Origin of the sequence: Saccharothrix texasensis (genome assembly GCF_003752005.1) — a bacterium.
Lineage (GTDB): Bacteria > Actinomycetota > Actinomycetes > Mycobacteriales > Pseudonocardiaceae > Actinosynnema > Actinosynnema texasense.
Window position 1 is genome coordinate 520,999 of record NZ_RJKM01000001.1, and the last position, 15,541, is coordinate 536,539.

Annotated in this window: 12 protein-coding genes; 11 read left to right on the forward strand and 1 reads right to left on the reverse strand. The window is 71.3% G+C overall.

Annotated features, from left to right (window positions below; all coding sequences use genetic code 11):
- Positions 1-64: 64 nt before the first annotated feature.
- The 9 genes from mdlC to EDD40_RS02095 all read left to right on the forward strand — a co-directional run bounded on the left by mdlC (position 65) and on the right by EDD40_RS02095 (position 12,048).
- Positions 65-1,717 (forward strand): benzoylformate decarboxylase, encoded by a 1,653-nt coding sequence (gene mdlC / locus EDD40_RS02055; RefSeq protein ID WP_268957712.1) that lies wholly within the window; start codon positions 65-67, stop codon positions 1,715-1,717.
- 27 nt (positions 1,718-1,744) lie between these two features.
- Positions 1,745-2,137 carry a cupin domain-containing protein gene (locus EDD40_RS02060; protein ID WP_123741385.1) on the forward strand — a complete coding sequence of 131 codons (393 nt, stop codon included), beginning with the start codon at positions 1,745-1,747 and terminating at the stop codon, positions 2,135-2,137.
- A 120-nt stretch (positions 2,138-2,257) separates the two neighbouring features.
- Positions 2,258-3,061, forward strand: a complete 804-nt coding sequence (locus EDD40_RS02065) for a helix-turn-helix transcriptional regulator (protein WP_123741386.1) — start codon at positions 2,258-2,260, stop codon at positions 3,059-3,061.
- Positions 3,062-4,141: 1,080 nt separating this feature from the next.
- Positions 4,142-5,344 carry an IS701 family transposase gene (locus EDD40_RS02070; protein ID WP_123741387.1) on the forward strand — a complete coding sequence of 401 codons (1,203 nt, stop codon included), beginning with the start codon at positions 4,142-4,144 and terminating at the stop codon, positions 5,342-5,344.
- A 127-nt stretch (positions 5,345-5,471) separates the two neighbouring features.
- Positions 5,472-6,098 carry a TetR/AcrR family transcriptional regulator gene (locus EDD40_RS02075; protein WP_123741388.1) on the forward strand — a complete coding sequence of 209 codons (627 nt, stop codon included), beginning with the start codon at positions 5,472-5,474 and terminating at the stop codon, positions 6,096-6,098.
- A gap of 100 nt (positions 6,099-6,198) precedes the next feature.
- Positions 6,199-7,101 (forward strand): LysR family transcriptional regulator, encoded by a 903-nt coding sequence (locus EDD40_RS02080; protein ID WP_123741389.1) that lies wholly within the window; start codon positions 6,199-6,201, stop codon positions 7,099-7,101.
- An 82-nt stretch (positions 7,102-7,183) separates the two neighbouring features.
- Positions 7,184-10,426, forward strand: a complete 3,243-nt coding sequence (icmF, locus tag EDD40_RS02085; RefSeq protein ID WP_170184918.1) for a fused isobutyryl-CoA mutase/GTPase IcmF — start codon at positions 7,184-7,186, stop codon at positions 10,424-10,426.
- A 111-nt stretch (positions 10,427-10,537) separates the two neighbouring features.
- Positions 10,538-11,119, forward strand: coding sequence for a hypothetical protein (locus EDD40_RS02090; RefSeq protein WP_123741390.1), 582 nt, complete (start codon positions 10,538-10,540; stop codon positions 11,117-11,119).
- Complete coding sequence (locus tag EDD40_RS02095; protein WP_246037342.1) at positions 11,116-12,048, forward strand: hypothetical protein; 933 nt, start codon at positions 11,116-11,118, stop codon at positions 12,046-12,048. Before EDD40_RS02090 ends, EDD40_RS02095 begins: the two co-directional genes overlap by 4 nt.
- 9 nt (positions 12,049-12,057) lie before the next feature.
- Here the strand turns inward: EDD40_RS02095 and EDD40_RS02100 are convergent, their stop codons facing one another.
- Positions 12,058-13,092 carry a LacI family DNA-binding transcriptional regulator gene (locus tag EDD40_RS02100; RefSeq protein WP_123741391.1) on the reverse strand — a complete coding sequence of 345 codons (1,035 nt, stop codon included), beginning with the start codon at positions 13,090-13,092 and terminating at the stop codon, positions 12,058-12,060.
- A 273-nt stretch (positions 13,093-13,365) separates the two neighbouring features.
- Between EDD40_RS02100 and EDD40_RS02105 the strand changes: the two genes are divergently transcribed.
- Positions 13,366-14,613, forward strand: a complete 1,248-nt coding sequence (locus EDD40_RS02105) for an ABC transporter substrate-binding protein (RefSeq protein WP_123747680.1) — start codon at positions 13,366-13,368, stop codon at positions 14,611-14,613.
- Positions 14,613-15,533 carry a carbohydrate ABC transporter permease gene (locus tag EDD40_RS02110; RefSeq protein WP_123741392.1) on the forward strand — a complete coding sequence of 307 codons (921 nt, stop codon included), beginning with the start codon at positions 14,613-14,615 and terminating at the stop codon, positions 15,531-15,533. Before EDD40_RS02105 ends, EDD40_RS02110 begins: the two co-directional genes overlap by 1 nt.
- Positions 15,534-15,541: the final 8 nt, after the last annotated feature.

The following is a 15,541-nucleotide window of genomic DNA, read 5'->3' on the forward strand; positions in this document are numbered from 1 at the left end:
TCGGCAGCATTGCGGTCACAACAGGCGAATTCTTCCTTCCACCCACCGTAGGAGTGTGTTCACCGTGAGCGCGGATGGAACCAATTCCCGAACTGTCCGGGAAGAAACGCTGGAAGTGTTCCGGCAGCTCGGCATGACGACCATCTTCAGCAATCCCAGCCATACCGAGATGAAGCTGTTCGAGGAATGGCCCGACGACTTCCGCTTCATCATGGGCCTGCAGGAGGCCACCGTCGTCGGCATGGCGGACGGCCACGCCCAGGCCACCGGCGAGCCCTCACTGGTGATCATCAACGGCGGCCCCGGCGTGGGCAACGCGATGGGCTCCATCTACACCGCCGCCAGCGCGCACACGCCGATGGTGATCATCGGCGGGCTCCAGGCCCGCAAGCTCCAGCTGGGCGCGCCGTTCCTCGACGCGCCCGAGGCGACCTCGCTGCCCCGCCCCTTCATCAAGTGGGCGGGCGAGGCGGCCCGTCCGCAGGACGTGCCCGCGCTGATCGAGAAGGCCTACCACATCGCCAAGCAGGCGCCGGCCGGTCCGGTGTTCGTCGGCGTGCCGGAGGACGACTGGATCCGCCCCGCGCAGTCCACGCCGCACAAGGTGCGCTCGGTGCGGTCCGCCGTGGTGCCGGACCCGGAGGTGCTCGCCACCGTCGCCGACGCGCTGAACTCGGCCGAGCGCCCCGCGATCGTCGCGGGACCGGGTGTCGAGATCGGCGGCGCGCGCCGCGACCTGATCAAGCTCGCCGAGCGGCTCAACGCCCGGGTCTACGGCAGCCCGGTGTGGCCGCGGGGCAGCTTCCCGGAGAACCACCCGCTGTTCGGCGGTGTGCTCGCGCCGATGCCCGAGCTGATCAACCAGCGCCTCGGCGAGCACGACGTGGTGGTGATCCTGGGCAGTCCCGCCTTCACCCTGTTCACCACGGCGGACCTGTTCAGCAACGCGCCCGCGCCGCTGGACGGCACGGACTCGCCCGCCTTGCCCGAGGGCACGGCGTTCTACCACGTGACCGACGACCCCGAGGCGGCCGCGTGGTCGGCGGCGGGCCACGCGTTCGTCGCGCCGCCCGCGCGGTTCGCCCGCGACCTGGTGCCGCTGCTCCCGCAGCGCCAGCGCGTGCCGCTGCCCGCCCTGCGCGAGCCGGTGCCGGTGCCGCAGCCGTCCGAGCCGCTGACCCAGGCGTACCTGTTCCACCTGCTGTCGCAGGAGCTGCCCGCCGACGCCCAGCTGTTCGAGGAGCTGCCCATCGCCCGGGCGGACTTCCACGAGCAGATCCCGCTCGGCGCCGACAACGGCTACTTCGCGACCGCCAGCGGCGCCCTCGGCTTCCCGTTCGCGGCGGCCGTCGGCTACGCGATCGCGCGGCCCGACCAGCGCACGGTGGTCGTGGTCGGCGAGGGCTCGGCGCAGTACACGCTGCACGCGCTCTGGACCGCCGCCAAGCACAACCTGCCGATCACGTTCGTCATCCCGGACAACGCGGGCTACCTGTCGCTGAAGTACTACCTGGACGACACCAGCCAGAAGGCGTGGCAGATCGGCTGGGACCTCAGCGGCGTCGACATGGCCCAGCTCGCCCGCGGCTTCGGCTGCCGCGCCGAGCGCATCGAGTCACCGGAACACCTGCGCGCGTCGCTCAAGGACGCGCTCAGCGCCGACGGCCCCGTCCTGCTGGACGTCGTCGTCGACGACCCGGGCCTGTTCCGGCTCTGAACCACCACGCTGAAGGGAACCTGGCTCATGGAGGTCATCAAGAGGGGCACGCTGCCCACCATCCAGATGGACGGTGAGGTCGCGGCCTACATCTTCGACGGGCGCTCGCACGGCAACCTGGAGTCGTCCGCGTTCATCGTGGACGTCCCGGTCGGCCGCGGTCCCGGCCTGCACACCCACCCGTACGACGAGATCTTCGTCGTGGTCGAGGGCACCGTGCGGTTGGAGGCCGACGGCGAGACCGTCGAGGCGACGCCCGAGGAGATCTGCGTGGTGCGCGCGGGCGTTCCGCACGCGTTCACCAACGTCGGTCCGGGACGCGCGCGAATGGTCAACGTGCACGCCGCCGCGGACGTCTCCACCGAATTCGTGCAGGACGGCAGGCCCGGCGACCCGACTTACCGCTACAACGTGCGCTGAGTCGTCGGCGAGTCGGCTCCGGCCGGCCGGCACACGCCCCGTGGTGGGTCCGCTATCGGACCCACCACGGGGTTCTTCGCGTTTCAGAGGGATCGTTCGTCGATCGACAGGGGCTCGTTGATGAAAGCCGATGGCACCAGGAGGGGCGAGCTGGCGGGTTTCCTGCGCAGCCGCCGGGAGCGGCTGCGGCCCGCGATGGTGGGATTTCCCACCGGTCCGCGCCGCCGATCCCGGGGATTGCGGCGCGAGGAGGTCGCGGTGCTCGCCGGGGTGAGCCCGACCTGGTACACCTACCTGGAACAGGGGCGCGAGATCCGCCCGTCGCCGGACGTGCTCGACCGGCTCGCCCAGGCGTTGTGCCTGACCGAGGACGAGCGCCGGTACGTGCACACCCTGGCCCTGGGCCACGTCGTCGACCCGCGGCCGCTGGACGACGACGTGTCGGCGGACGAGGTGGTCCGACAGGTCGTCGCGCGGCACGAGGACAGCCCCTACCCGGTGTACGCGTCGGACTGGCGGTCCGACGTGTCGGCGTGGAACCCGGCCGCGGCCGAGTGGTACGACGACTGGGGCGCGCTGCCCCGGGAAGAGCGGAACCTGCTGCGCTGGACGCTGACCTCGCCGCGGGCCAAGGCCCGCCTGGTGGACTGGGAGAGCGAGGCGAGGTACCAGGTGGCCCGGATGCGGGCCGAGAGCGCCCGCCGGCTCGACGACCAGGAGTTCCGCCGTCGGGTGGCGGAGCTGGAGCGCCTCGGCGGGAGCTTCGCGCAGTGGTGGCGCGAGCGGGACGTCCGGGAGGCGCGGCCGCGGGTGCGCGGCTTCCGGCACCCCAGACTGGGCGAGCGGTCGCTGTTGCTGGTGCCGACGCGGATGGCCGAGTCCTCCGTGACGCTCGTGTTCCACACGCCGGTGCCCGGTGCGTGACGTCGGCGCCTCCTGGTCGCCCGCTGCGCCGCACCGGACCGCCTGCGCGCCGGGGTGCGCCCGTCGACGCGTCGACGCGCCCACTGCGCCCCCTCGCGGGGTGACGCAGTGGGCCGGCAAGCCATCGGCAACCCGTATCGCGGCTAGCGGGGAATCGTGCGGCATCGCCTTCCCGGTGTCCGCGTCACCGACTTTGGGTAGCGTCGCGACGGTTACCGGAGTGGCCCAGTCGGGTGTGAAGGGAGCTCGAGTGCCCCAGCGTTCCTCGTGCGCGCGCATTGAATCCCACGCACCGCACTCGCGGGTTCGGCACTTCGTCAAGTCCGGGTCGGCAATGGCGTGTGATCCACGTCACCGGCCTGTCGCCCGTCCGGTGAGAGGTCCCACGTATGGGGACGGGTCCCGGCGTATCGCGGTCCACCGCACGTCGAGCGGGCGGCGCCCTCGTGGGAGATCCCCGGGATAAACGGTCCCGGTCGGTATCCGGTCGGCGGTCCGTCGCGCTACCTCGACAAATGCGCCGCGGTGTGCGGACCGGGGAGATCGATCTCACTTACCGGTGGGCGAGGTCATCGCTCACCGGTATGTCGCTATGCATTTTTCACGATAGTCGGCGACGTTCCGGTCGTATTACCGGACGTCCGTTCGCCGTACTGGGGCATGCCCGAAAGGGGGAGCCCGGGGTGGCGAACGGACGTTCGCCGGTGGTGGAACCGGTGATGCCACCACAACTCCGGTCTAGACAGCCGGCTGGAAACCTTGAAAGTCTGTGTTCGCTTGATTGACGCCGCTGCGTCACGTCGAGCGCCGGGTGGAAAGCCCGGCCGACTGGGGATGGGGACATGAAGTGAAGGTAATTTCGCTGGTTTGAGGCGGGTCGGCTTATGGGGAGCCACCGCGTCTCACCGCTCGACGGGTCGACGGCCATAGCGGTCCGGCGGGCCGCGGTCGTCGACGGTCGAAGCGGAAATAGGGGTACGTCGATACAGGCCGGCGCGTGTTCCAGGCGTCGGCCGTGCCGCGCGGCCTCGGGAGGGTCAACTTGCGATTATCCAGGAAAGCTGGAGGGGGATAGTGAGTATGTGGCAAGCAGTTCAACTGGGGGTTGAACCATCGGACGTGTCCGATCTGTCCGATTTTTGCAATGAGCTGTTCGCTTCTCTTGGTCGTTCCGACCAACGGCGCTGGGCGGAGGTCTACGTGCGGGGTCTGCTGACCGTGCCGGGCCGCAAGTCCATCCGCCGGATTTCCGAGCAGGTCGTCGGTCGTGACGCCGACCAGTCGCTCCAGCAGTTCGTCAACCAGAGCCCGTGGGACTGGAACCAGGTGCGGCGCAGCCTGGCCGAGCAGGTCGCCCAGGCGATGCGCCCGCGGGCCTGGGTGGTGCGGGAGGTGGTGTTCCCGAAGAACGGCGGCAGCTCGGTGGGCGTCGCCCGGCAGTACGCGCCCGTCGCGGGGCGGATGCTCAACTGCCAGCGGGCCATCGGCGTGTTCCTGGCCGGTGACCACGGCAGCACGCCGGTCAACTGGCGGCTCGTCCTGCCGAAGGCGTGGGACGACGACGCCGAGCGCCGGGTGCGCAGTCGGCTGCCCGAGCAGGAGAGGTCGAAGCCGACCTGGCAGTACCTGCTCGACCTGTTCGACGAGACGATCGGCGACTGGGGGATGCCGGCGGCGCCGGTGGTGGTCGACCTGAGCAGCGATCCCGGCGCGTTCCCGCTGCTGGGCGGCCTGGAGGAACGGCGGCTGCCGTACCTCGCCCAGGTGTCGGCGGCGATGCCGGCGCTGCCGGTCAACATCGTCGGCTCCGCCGGCGGCGGGCGCACGATCGGCGAGCTGGTGGCCGCCGCCGCCAAGCGCGGGCGGACGAAGCTGTCCTGGCGCGACGAGAAGACCGGCGAGCTGGTCGGCTCGGACTTCGTCGTCACCGCCATGCCCGGGCACACGGGTCCGGTGGCCGGGCCGCACGGGCGCGGCCTGCCGAGGGTCCGGCACGTGCTGGCCGAGTGGCCGGTCGGGCACGCCAGGCCGCGATCGGTGTGGCTGACGAACCTGGGCGCGACCGGTGTCCGGGAGATGGTCGGGCTGCTGCGCGCCCGCGCGCAGGTCGAGGTGGACGTGAACCGGCTCACCGAGGAAGTCGGTCTGCGCCACTTCGAAGGACGTTCGTTCCAGGGTTGGCACCACCACGTGACCCTGGTGTCGGCCGCGCACGGTTTCCACGTGATGCGCGAGCTGGAGCGGCAGGGCTTCACCGAAGAGCGCCTGCGTCCTTACGCCTGATCCCGACGTCGGGTGGACCAACGTCGTTCCACCCCGACCTCGATCGGGGGCTTCGAGACCCCGGCGGGTTCCCGACGTACGCTGGTGACCGGAAACGGGGTCAGCCACGCCGGGCAAGGGGGTTCTCATGCGTCGCAAGTCGGCGGAAACCCGGGAGCACGTGCTCGATGTCGCGCACGAGCTGTTCTACTGGAACGGCATCCGCGCGATCGGCGTGGACCGGGTGGCCGCCGAGTCCGGCATCGGCCCGACCACCCTGTACCGGCTCTTCGCCTCCAAGGACGACCTGGTCGCCGCGTACACCGAGCGGGCGGGCGACCGTTACCGGCAGTGGTTCAGCGAAGCCACGGCCGATGACGGTCGCCACCCGCGCGACCGCATCCTGGCCGGCTTCGACGCGCTGGCCGAGCAGGTCAGGCCGGAGAACTGCCGCGGCTGCCCGTTCCTGATGGTGCTGTCCGAGTTCCCGGACCTCAACCTGCCCGCCTCGCGCGCCGCGGTGGCCACCAAGGCGTGGATGCGGTCGCGCTTCGGCGCGCTCGTGGACGACCTGGCCGCCGTCGAGCGGGTGGCGAACCCGGTCGCGCTCGCCGACCAGTTGGCGCTGGTCATGGAGGGCGTCTACGCCTCGGTGCAGGCGCTGGGCGACCAGGGGCCGGCCAAGCAGGCCCGGGCGCTGGTGGCGCTGCTGCTGCCCGGCGGGGGTCGTGGGGACGAGGTAGGTGCCGGCCGCCGTTCCGCGCAAGCGCTGTGACGTCATCGCCTGTTTTGGCTGGGCAACACCGAACCTCATACGGGTAATCCTGGGCCACGACGGGTCTCCAGTCCATGACCCGCTGTTATAACCAACGGTTGTGGACGTTCACGTCAGGGAGTTGCGCTATTTCGTCGCGGTAGCCGAGGAGCTCAGCTTCACGAGGGCGGCGAAGAACCGGCTGTTCGTCTCCCAGCCCGCCCTGAGCAAACAGATCCGGCAGCTGGAGTCGATGCTCAAGGCGACGCTGCTGGAGCGCGACCGGCGCACGGTCACGCTGACCCCGGCCGGCCGGGCGCTGCTGCCGAGGGCGCGCCAGATCGTCGAGCGGTGGGACGCGGCGGCCCGGGCGGTCGCCGAGGTCGTGGCGACCCACCAGATGACGCTGACGGTGGGTTTCCACACCAGGATCGGCCGGGGGTTGATCCCCCGGGTGACCGCGCGGCTGGACGAGGTGATGCCGGGCTGGCGGCTGCAGTTCCGGCAGGTCTCGTGGGGCGACCCGACGGTCGGGCTGGCCGGCGGCGACGTGGACGTGGCCATCGCCTGGTTACCGGTGCCCGACGACGGCACGCTGTCCTGGCGGGTGGTGAGCACCGAGGAGCGGTGGGTGGCGCTGGCGGTCGGGCACCGGCTCGCGGACGCGGGCACGGTGCCGTTCGACGACCTGGTGGACGAGCCCTTCATCGCCCTGCCGTCGGCGGCGGGCTCCCGGCGGGACTTCTGGCTCGCCGCCGAGCAGCGCCGCACGCCGCCGCGCGTCGCGGCCGAGGCCGACACCGCCGAGGAGACCTTCGAGGCGGTGGCGTCCGGGCTGGGCGTGGTGCTGCTCTCGGCGGGCAACGCGGAGGTCTACCGCCGCGACGACGTGGTCTGCCTGCCCGTCTCGGGCATCCCGCCGAGTCAGCTGGCCGTGGTGTGGCGCACCGGCGACCACCGTGAGACCGTCCGCGTGTTCGTCGAGGCGTGCCTGCGCACGTTGGGCACCGAGGTCGAGGGGTGACCCGGCGCACAACACCCTAGTACTTCCGATAGACGGATGTCCTAGTAATCTGGTGGCAGTCGCCGATGCCGGAGGAGCCGTCGTGACCACCGACAGTCCGCTGCACACCCCTCAGCACCCCGTCCGCTTCGTGACCGCGGCCAGCCTGTTCGACGGGCACGACGCCGCGATCAACATCATGCGGCGGATCCTGCAGTCCCAGGGCGCCGAGGTCGTGCACCTCGGCCACAACCGGTCGGTGCGCGAGGTCGTCGCCGCCGCCGTGCAGGAAGACGTGCAGGGCATCGCCATCAGCGCCTACCAGGGCGGGCACGTCGAGTACTTCAGCTACCTGGTCGAGCTGCTGGCCGAACGCGGCGCGGGGCACATCAAGGTCTTCGGCGGCGGTGGCGGCGTGATCGTGCCGGAGGAGATCGAGCTGCTGCACTCGCGCGGCGTGGCGCGGATCTTCTCCCCGGCCGACGGGCAGGAGCTCGGCCTGGCCCGCATGATCAACACGATGGTGCGGGCGTGCGACGAGCCGCTGGCCGAGCGCCCGCCGTCGTCGTGGGACGGGCTGTTCACCGGCGACGAGGACGTGCTGGCCAGGGCCATCACCCTGATCGAGGCCGGTGTACTGCCCGCGGCCGTGCGCGACCGGATGGCCCACGTGGCGGGCGAGCGCTCGGTGCCGGTGCTGGGGATCACCGGAACGGGCGGTTCGGGCAAGTCGTCGCTGACCGACGAGCTGGTCCGCCGCTTCCGGCTGGACCAGCAGGACAAGCTGCGCGTCGCGGTGCTGGCGGTCGACCCGACCCGGCGCCGCGGCGGCGGCGCGCTGCTCGGCGACCGGATCCGGATGAACTGCCTGGACGGCGACCGCGTGTTCTTCCGCTCGCTGGCGACCCGTCGGGCGGGCTCGGAGGTGCCGGACGGCCTGGGCGACGCGATCCTGGCGTGCAAGGCCGCCGGGTTCGACCTGGTCGTGGTGGAGACGCCGGGCATCGGCCAGGGCGACGCGGCGATCGTGCCGTTCGTCGACCTCTCGCTGTACGTGATGACGCCGGAGTTCGGCGCCGCGTCGCAGCTGGAGAAGATCGACATGCTGGACTTCGCGGACGCGGTGGCGATCAACAAGTTCGAGCGGCGCGGCGCGGACGACGCGCGCCGCGACGTGGCCCGCCAGCTGGTGCGCAACCGAGAGGCGTTCGGCGCGTCGTGGGAGGACATGCCGGTCTACGGCACGTCGGCGGCGACGTTCAACGACGACGGCGTGACCGCCCTGTACCAGCACCTGCGCGGCGAGCTGGCGCAGCGCGGGCTGGACGTGGCCGAGGGCGCGCTGCCGGTGGTGGCGGGCAAGGTGTCGACGGCGGCGGCGACCGTGGTGCCGCCGACGCGGGTGCGGTACCTGGCCGAGATCGCCGAGACGGTGCGCGGCTACCACCGGGCCACCGAGACGCACGTGGACGCGGTGCGGCGGGTCGCGCACCTGCGGGCGGCGCGGGCGGAGCTGGAGGGCGCCGGGCACGACACGGCGGCGATCACGTCGGTGCTGGAGTCGGCGGCGCGGCGGGTCGACGCGGTGTCGGCGGAGCTGCTGGCGTCGTGGCCCGGGGTGGTGGAGGCCTACAGCGGCGACGAGATGGTCGTGCGGGTGCGCGACCGGGAGATCCACACCAAGCTGACCCGCGAGACGCTGTCGGGCAACAAGGTGCGGCGGGTGTCGCTGCCGCGCTACGAGGACGACGGCACGCTGCTGCGGTTCCTGCGCAAGGAGAACCTGCCCGGCCACTTCCCGTACACGGCGGGGGTGTTCCCGTTCAAGCGGGACGGCGAGGACCCGGCGCGGATGTTCGCGGGCGAGGGCGACGCGTTCCGCACCAACCGCCGGTTCAAGTACCTGTCGCAGGGCTCGGAGGCGACGCGGCTCTCGACCGCGTTCGACTCGGTGACCCTGTACGGCCGCGACCCCGACACCCCGCCGGACGTCTACGGCAAGGTCGGCACCTCCGGGGTGTCCATCGCGACGCTGGACGACATGAAGGCGCTCTACGACGGCTTCGACCTGACCGCGCCCACCACGTCGGTGTCGATGACGATCAACGGTCCGGCGCCGACGATCCTCGCGTTCTTCCTCAACACGGTGGTCGACCAGCAGGTCGTCAAGTTCCGCGCCGAGCACGGCCGCGAGCCGTCCCCGGCCGAGGCGGGCGAGCTGGCGGCGTGGGCGCTGTCGACCGTGCGCGGCACCGTGCAGGCCGACATCCTCAAGGAGGACCAGGGGCAGAACACCTGCATCTTCTCCACCGAGTTCTCGCTGCGGATGATGGCCGACATCCAGGAGTGGTTCATCCGGCGCAAGGTCCGCAACTTCTACTCGGTGTCGATCTCGGGCTACCACATTGCCGAGGCCGGGGCGAACCCCATCAGCCAGCTGGCGTTCACGCTGGCCAACGGGTTCACCTACGTCGAGTCGTACCTGGCGCGCGGGATGGCGATCGACGACTTCGCGCCGAACCTGTCGTTCTTCTTCTCCAACGGCATGGACGCCGAGTACAGCGTGATCGGCCGGGTGGCGCGGCGGATCTGGGCCGTCGCGATGCGCGAGCGGTACGGGGCCAACGAGCGGTCGCAGAAGTTCAAGTACCACGTCCAGACGTCCGGTCGGTCGCTGCACGCGCAGGAGATGGACTTCAACGACATCCGGACCACGCTGCAGGCGTTGTGCGCGCTCTACGACAACACCAACTCGTTGCACACCAACGCCTACGACGAGGCGGTCACCACGCCCACGGAGTCGTCGGTGCGCCGGGCGATGGCCATCCAGCTGATCATCAACAAGGAGTGGGGCCTGTCGGCGAACGAGAACCCGCTGCAGGGCTCGTTCGTGGTCGAGGAGCTGACCGACCTCGTCGAGGAGGCGGTGCTGGCCGAGTTCGACCGGCTCTCCGAGCGCGGCGGCGTGCTGGGCGCGATGGAGACCGGCTACCAGCGGGGCCGGATCCAGGACGAGTCGATGCTGTACGAGCAGCGCAAGCACGACGGCTCGCTGCCGTTGATCGGGGTGAACACGTTCCTGCCCGGCGACGGCAAGCGCGAGAACGTGACCATCGAGCTGGCGCGGGCGACGGAGGACGAGAAGCGGTCGCAGGTCGAGCGGACGCGCGCGTTCGCCGCCGCGCACGCGGCCGAGGCGGAGCCCGCGCTGCGGCGGTTGAAGGAGGCGGCGGCGTCGGGGGAGAACGTGTTCGAGGTCCTGATGGACGCCGCCCGCGTGTGCACGCTGGGTCAGATCACCGAGGCGTTCTTCGAGGTGGGTGGCCAGTACCGGCGCAACGTCTGACCCTCACCACGCCCGGCCGCCGCCCCGATGACCGACCGGCTGTATCCAGGGCGGTGCTCCGAATCTCCTAATGGGTGAACCCACAAGGAGTAGCAGGGGCGGTGAGGTCCGATGAAGTGGTGGACCGGAGGGGCGTTCGCGATCCTGGCGTGCGCGGTGGCGGTCGGCTGCGCCGACGAGCCTGGGCGGTCGGTGTCCGGGCAGGTCACCGCGGGCCGCTCGGCGGGTTCGGCGGACCCGGCCGCGCCCGTCGAACCCGGGCCGACCACCGGGACGCGGGCGGGGGCGCCGCGGTCGGACACCGAGCCCGCGCCCACCGCGCGCACGGGGGAGGAGACGGAGCTGCCCGGCGTGCCCGGCAGTCCCGTCACCTACGACGTCACCATCTTCTACGCCTTCCCGCCGGACGAGGTGCGGCGGAAGATCGAGGTCCAGTTGGCGCCGCAGCTGCCGGCGCACTGCCGGCCGGACCTGTGCGGGATCACCTTCGAGGTCGAGCCGCGGGAGGACGGGGACTGCGTCACGTCGACCTCCCCGCTCACCGTGTACCCCGGCGGCGCCATCACCATCGTCCTCGGGGCGCCGTGCCCGGGGACCACGCCTTCAGAGGCGTCGTCCGAGCCTCCCGCGGACCCCACCGCTGACCGCACGGCGGAGTCGACGCCCGCGACCACCACGGGCAGCGGGCCGTGACCACCGCGACCGCCCGCCGGGCCGCCGCCCCGCCGACGGCGCCCGACCCGGCCGAGTCGCGGACCGGGCCGGCGCGGGCGTTGCGGATCGTGGCGTCCGTGGTCGCGAACACGACCCTGCTCACCGCCCTGCTGTACTTCTTCGGCCTGGTGGCCACGCAGGTGTTCTTCGACCACTTCCGGGTGCACTACACGCTGCTCGGCCAGACCTCCGACGAGATCCTGGCGCGCGGCGCGGACGGGCTGTTCATGCCGCTGGCGGGCACCGCGATCGCCGTCCTGGCCGGCACCTTCCTGGCCCGCTACCTGCGCTCCCGGCTGTCCGCGCGGAGGTGGGCGGCGCTCCTGCGGGTCTGCGCTCCGGTCGCCGCCGTGCTCGGCCTCGTGCTGCTCGCGGTGACGGTGCCGATCACCGTCGACCCGGAGCCGTTCCACGGCTACCCGGGCCTGCCCGGGTTGGGGTTCGCGCTCGGCATCGTGCTGCTGGCGTTCGCCTGGCGGCGGTGGAGCGTCACCGGCGGCCGCGGCCGCAAGGGCGCGGGCTTCGGCGTCGTGGAGTCGGTGGCGGCGTTCCTGCTGGCCAGCATCGGCCTGTTCTGGGCCGTCGGCGACTACTCGGCCTCGGTCGGCACGCGGCGCGGGTTCGAGGTCGAGGCGCGGATACCGGACATGCCCGCCGTGGTCGTCTACAGCGCGGAGAGCCTGAACCTGACCGGAGGCGGTGTGCGCCAGGTCGCCTGCGGGCAGTCCGGCGCCGCGTACCAGTACCGCTACGACGGCCTGAAGCTGCTCCTGCAGTCCGGTGGCCAGTACGTGTTCGTGCCCGCGACGTGGCGGACGTCCTCCGGCACGGCGTTCGTCGTGCCGCGCACCGACTCGCTGCGCCTGGAGTTCGGCCCGCCGGGCAGCACCCCGCCGCCGTCCTGCTGACCCGGCGGCTCACCGGCTGGAGGAGCGCACCACCAGCCTGGTCGGCAGGAACGCGGGGGCCGGCGTCCCGCCGCCGTGCACCATGGTCAGCACGGCCCGTGCCGCGGCCACCCCGATGCCCGCCTTGTCCTGCGCCAACGTGGTCAGCGGCGGGTCGACCAGGGCGGCCAGCTCGATGTCGTCGAACCCCACCACGGCCAGCTCCTCCGGCACCCTCAACCCGGCGTGCCGGGCCGCCAGCAACGCGCCGACGGCCATCTCGTCGCTCGCGCAGAACACCGCCGTCGGCGGCTCGGGCAGCGCGATCAGCGACCGCATCGCCGCCTGGCCGCTCGGCCGGTAGAAGTCGCCCTCCACCACGTACTCCGGCGGCACCGCCAGCCCTTCCCCGGCCATCGCCGCCCGGAAGCCGTCCAGCCGGTCCACCGCCGGGCGGTTGGCCCGCGGCCCGGTGACGGTGGCGATCCGGCGGTGCCCCGCGCCGACCAGGTGCCGCACCGCCATCGCCGCGCCGCCGACGTTGTCCGACGTCACGTAGGTCGCGCGCGGCCCGTCGACGTCCACGTCCACCGCCACGCACGGCAACCCGGACTGGGCGAACGCGGTGAACGCCGAGGCGTCCGACCCGCTGTCGATGAGCACCAGCCCGCCCAGGTGGTGCCGCCGGGTCATGTTCACGTACGCCACCGGGTCCGCCAGCGACGCGCCGACCGCCCGCAGCGCCGCCGACCCGCTCGTGGCGAGCATCAGCAGGTGGTAGCCGTGCGCGCTCAGCGCCGACTTCAGCCCGATCAGCAGCTCCTGCAGGTACGGGTGCCGCCAGCCCGGCCGGCGGTGGTCGGTGTCCCACACCAGGCCGATCAACCCGGACCGCTTGGTGGCCAGCGCGCGGGCCGACTCGTTGGGCCGGTAGTCGAGCTCGCGGGCCACCCGCTCCACCACTTCGCGCTTTTCCTTGCTGACCGTCAGCGGCTGGTTGAAAACGCGGGAAACGGTCGCCACCGACACCCCGCACAGCTGGGCGATCTCGCGGATCGTGGGCATCTCCCGCCCTTTCTTTGTAACCGGTTTCAGCCGCTCCGGCAGTGCCTTCTGACCAGGGTGGACACGGTATCACCTGCGGAAACGCCGAAGCTCGGAAACAGTCAGGTTATCGCTTCGTTACTTGACGGTGTCGCGGCCCGGGGCTGTCATGTACACCACACCGGCCGGGCGCGGACCCCCGGTCGAATTCGCCGGAAACCCCCGGATGGACCCTGCGCGGGTCCGGCGTGCCCGAAATAGGCCCGCTCAGTGATGGAGAAGGAGAGCCGCGTCATGAAACGAACTCCGACCCTGGTCGGCGCCGGTCTGCTGGCCGCCGCCCTGGTCGCCACCGCCTGCAGCGGCGGCGCGAGCGACGGCAAGACCAGGATCACCATCGGGCTGTTCGGCAACTTCGGCTACCAGCAGCTGTTCGAGGAGTACGAGAAGGCGCACCCGGACGTCGACATCACCGACCGCACCGCCTCCTACTCCGACCACCACAAGAACCTCGCCGCCCACCTCGCCACGAACAACGGCGCCGCGGACATCGAGGCCGTCGACGTCGGCTACATCAACCAGTTCAAGGCCAACCCCGGCCAGTTCGTCGAGCTGAAGTCCGACGTCAAGGACCGCTGGCTGGACTGGAAGTGGGAGGGCTCGCTGTCCAAGGACGGCAAGCAGATCGGCTACGGCACCGACATCGGCGGCCTGGCCATCTGCTACCGCCGCGACCTGTTCGAGGCCGCCGGCCTGCCGTCCGACCGCGACCAGGTCTCCGCGCTGTGGCCCACGTGGGAGCAGTTCATGGCGACCGGCAAGCAGTTCGCGGCCAAGGCGCCGGCCGGCGCGAAGTTCTTCGACGGCGGCCCCACCGTGCTCAACGCGATCGTCGGCCAGGCCCCGACCGGCTACTACGACAAGAGCGACAAGATCGTCGTGGGCGACAACGCCGAGATCAGGAAGGGCTGGAACCTCGTCGCGCAGGGCGTCGCCGACGGCCTGTCCGCCGGACTGCTGCACAGCACCCCGCAGTGGAACACCGGCTTCAAGCAGGGCCAGTTCGCCACCCTCGCCTGCCCGGCCTGGATGATGGCCAAGATCAAGGACCAGGCGCCCGACACCGCGGGCAAGTGGGACCTCGCGGCCGTGCCCGGCGGCGGCGGCAACTGGGGCGGCTCGTACCTGACCGTGCCCAAGCAGGGCAAGAACGTCGACAAGGCCGTCGCCCTCGCCGCCTGGCTCACCGACCCCGAGCAGCAGGCCAAGGTCTTCGCCAGCGCCGGCCTGCTGCCCTCCGCGCCCAAGCTGTACAGCGAGGAGTCGGTGGCCAAGAAGCAGGACCCGTTCTTCAACAACGCGCCCGTCGGCAAGGTCTTCACCGACGCCGCCCGCGCGCTGAAGCCGCAGTACCAGGGCCCCAAGGCCGGTGACGTGCAGACCGAGCTCGGCAACGCCATGCAGCGCGTCGAGCAGGGCAAGCAGAGCCCGGACGAGTCCTGGAACCAGTTCGTCGGCGACGTCAAGAGGCTCGAAGACTGATGAAGACGGACTGGCGCGAACGCCGCCACCGGTGGGACATCCGGTACGCGCCGTACGCCTACATCGCGCCGTACTTCCTGCTGTTCGCGGTGTTCGGCCTGTTCCCCCTGCTCTACACCGCGTGGGTGTCGCTGCAGGACCGCAACCTGCTCGACGGCGACGCGGCCACGTTCATCGGCGTGGACAACTACGTCCAGCTGCTCACCGCGGACCCGTACTTCTGGAACGCGATGGGCAACACGCTGAGCCTGTGGCTGCTCACCACCGTCCCGCAGATCCTGTTCGCGCTCGGCATCGCGCAGCTGCTCAACCGGCGGCTGCGCGGCCGGACGTTCTTCCGGATGGGCGTGCTGCTGCCGAACATCACCTCGGTGGCGGCGGTCACGATCATCTTCGCGCAGCTGTTCGGCCGCGACTTCGGGCTGATCAACTGGGGGTTGGAGCTGTTCGGCGCCGGCCGGATCGACTGGCAGGCCGGCACCGGCAGCTCCCACACCGCCATCGCCGCGATGGTGGTGTGGCGCTGGACCGGCTACCACGCGCTGATCTTCCTGGCGTCCATGCAGGCCATCCCGACCAGCGTGTACGAGGCGGCCCGGCTGGACGGCGCGTCCGCCTGGCAGCAGTTCTGGCGGATCACCGTGCCGATGCTGCGCCCGCAGATCATCTTCTCCACGGTGATCGCCACCGCGGGCAACATGCGGCTGCTGGCCGAGCCGCTGCTGTTCAACCCCGGCGCGGGCGCGGCGACCGGCGGCTCGGACCGCCAGTTCCAGACCGCCGCGCTCTACCTCTACGAGCAGGGCTTCTCGAAGTTCGACTTCGGCTACGCGTCGGCCATCGCCTGGCTGCTGGTCATCGCGACGGTCCTCATCACCGGGTTGAGCTACCTGGCCGCGCGCCGCATCCGGACCGACTGAAGGGCTGG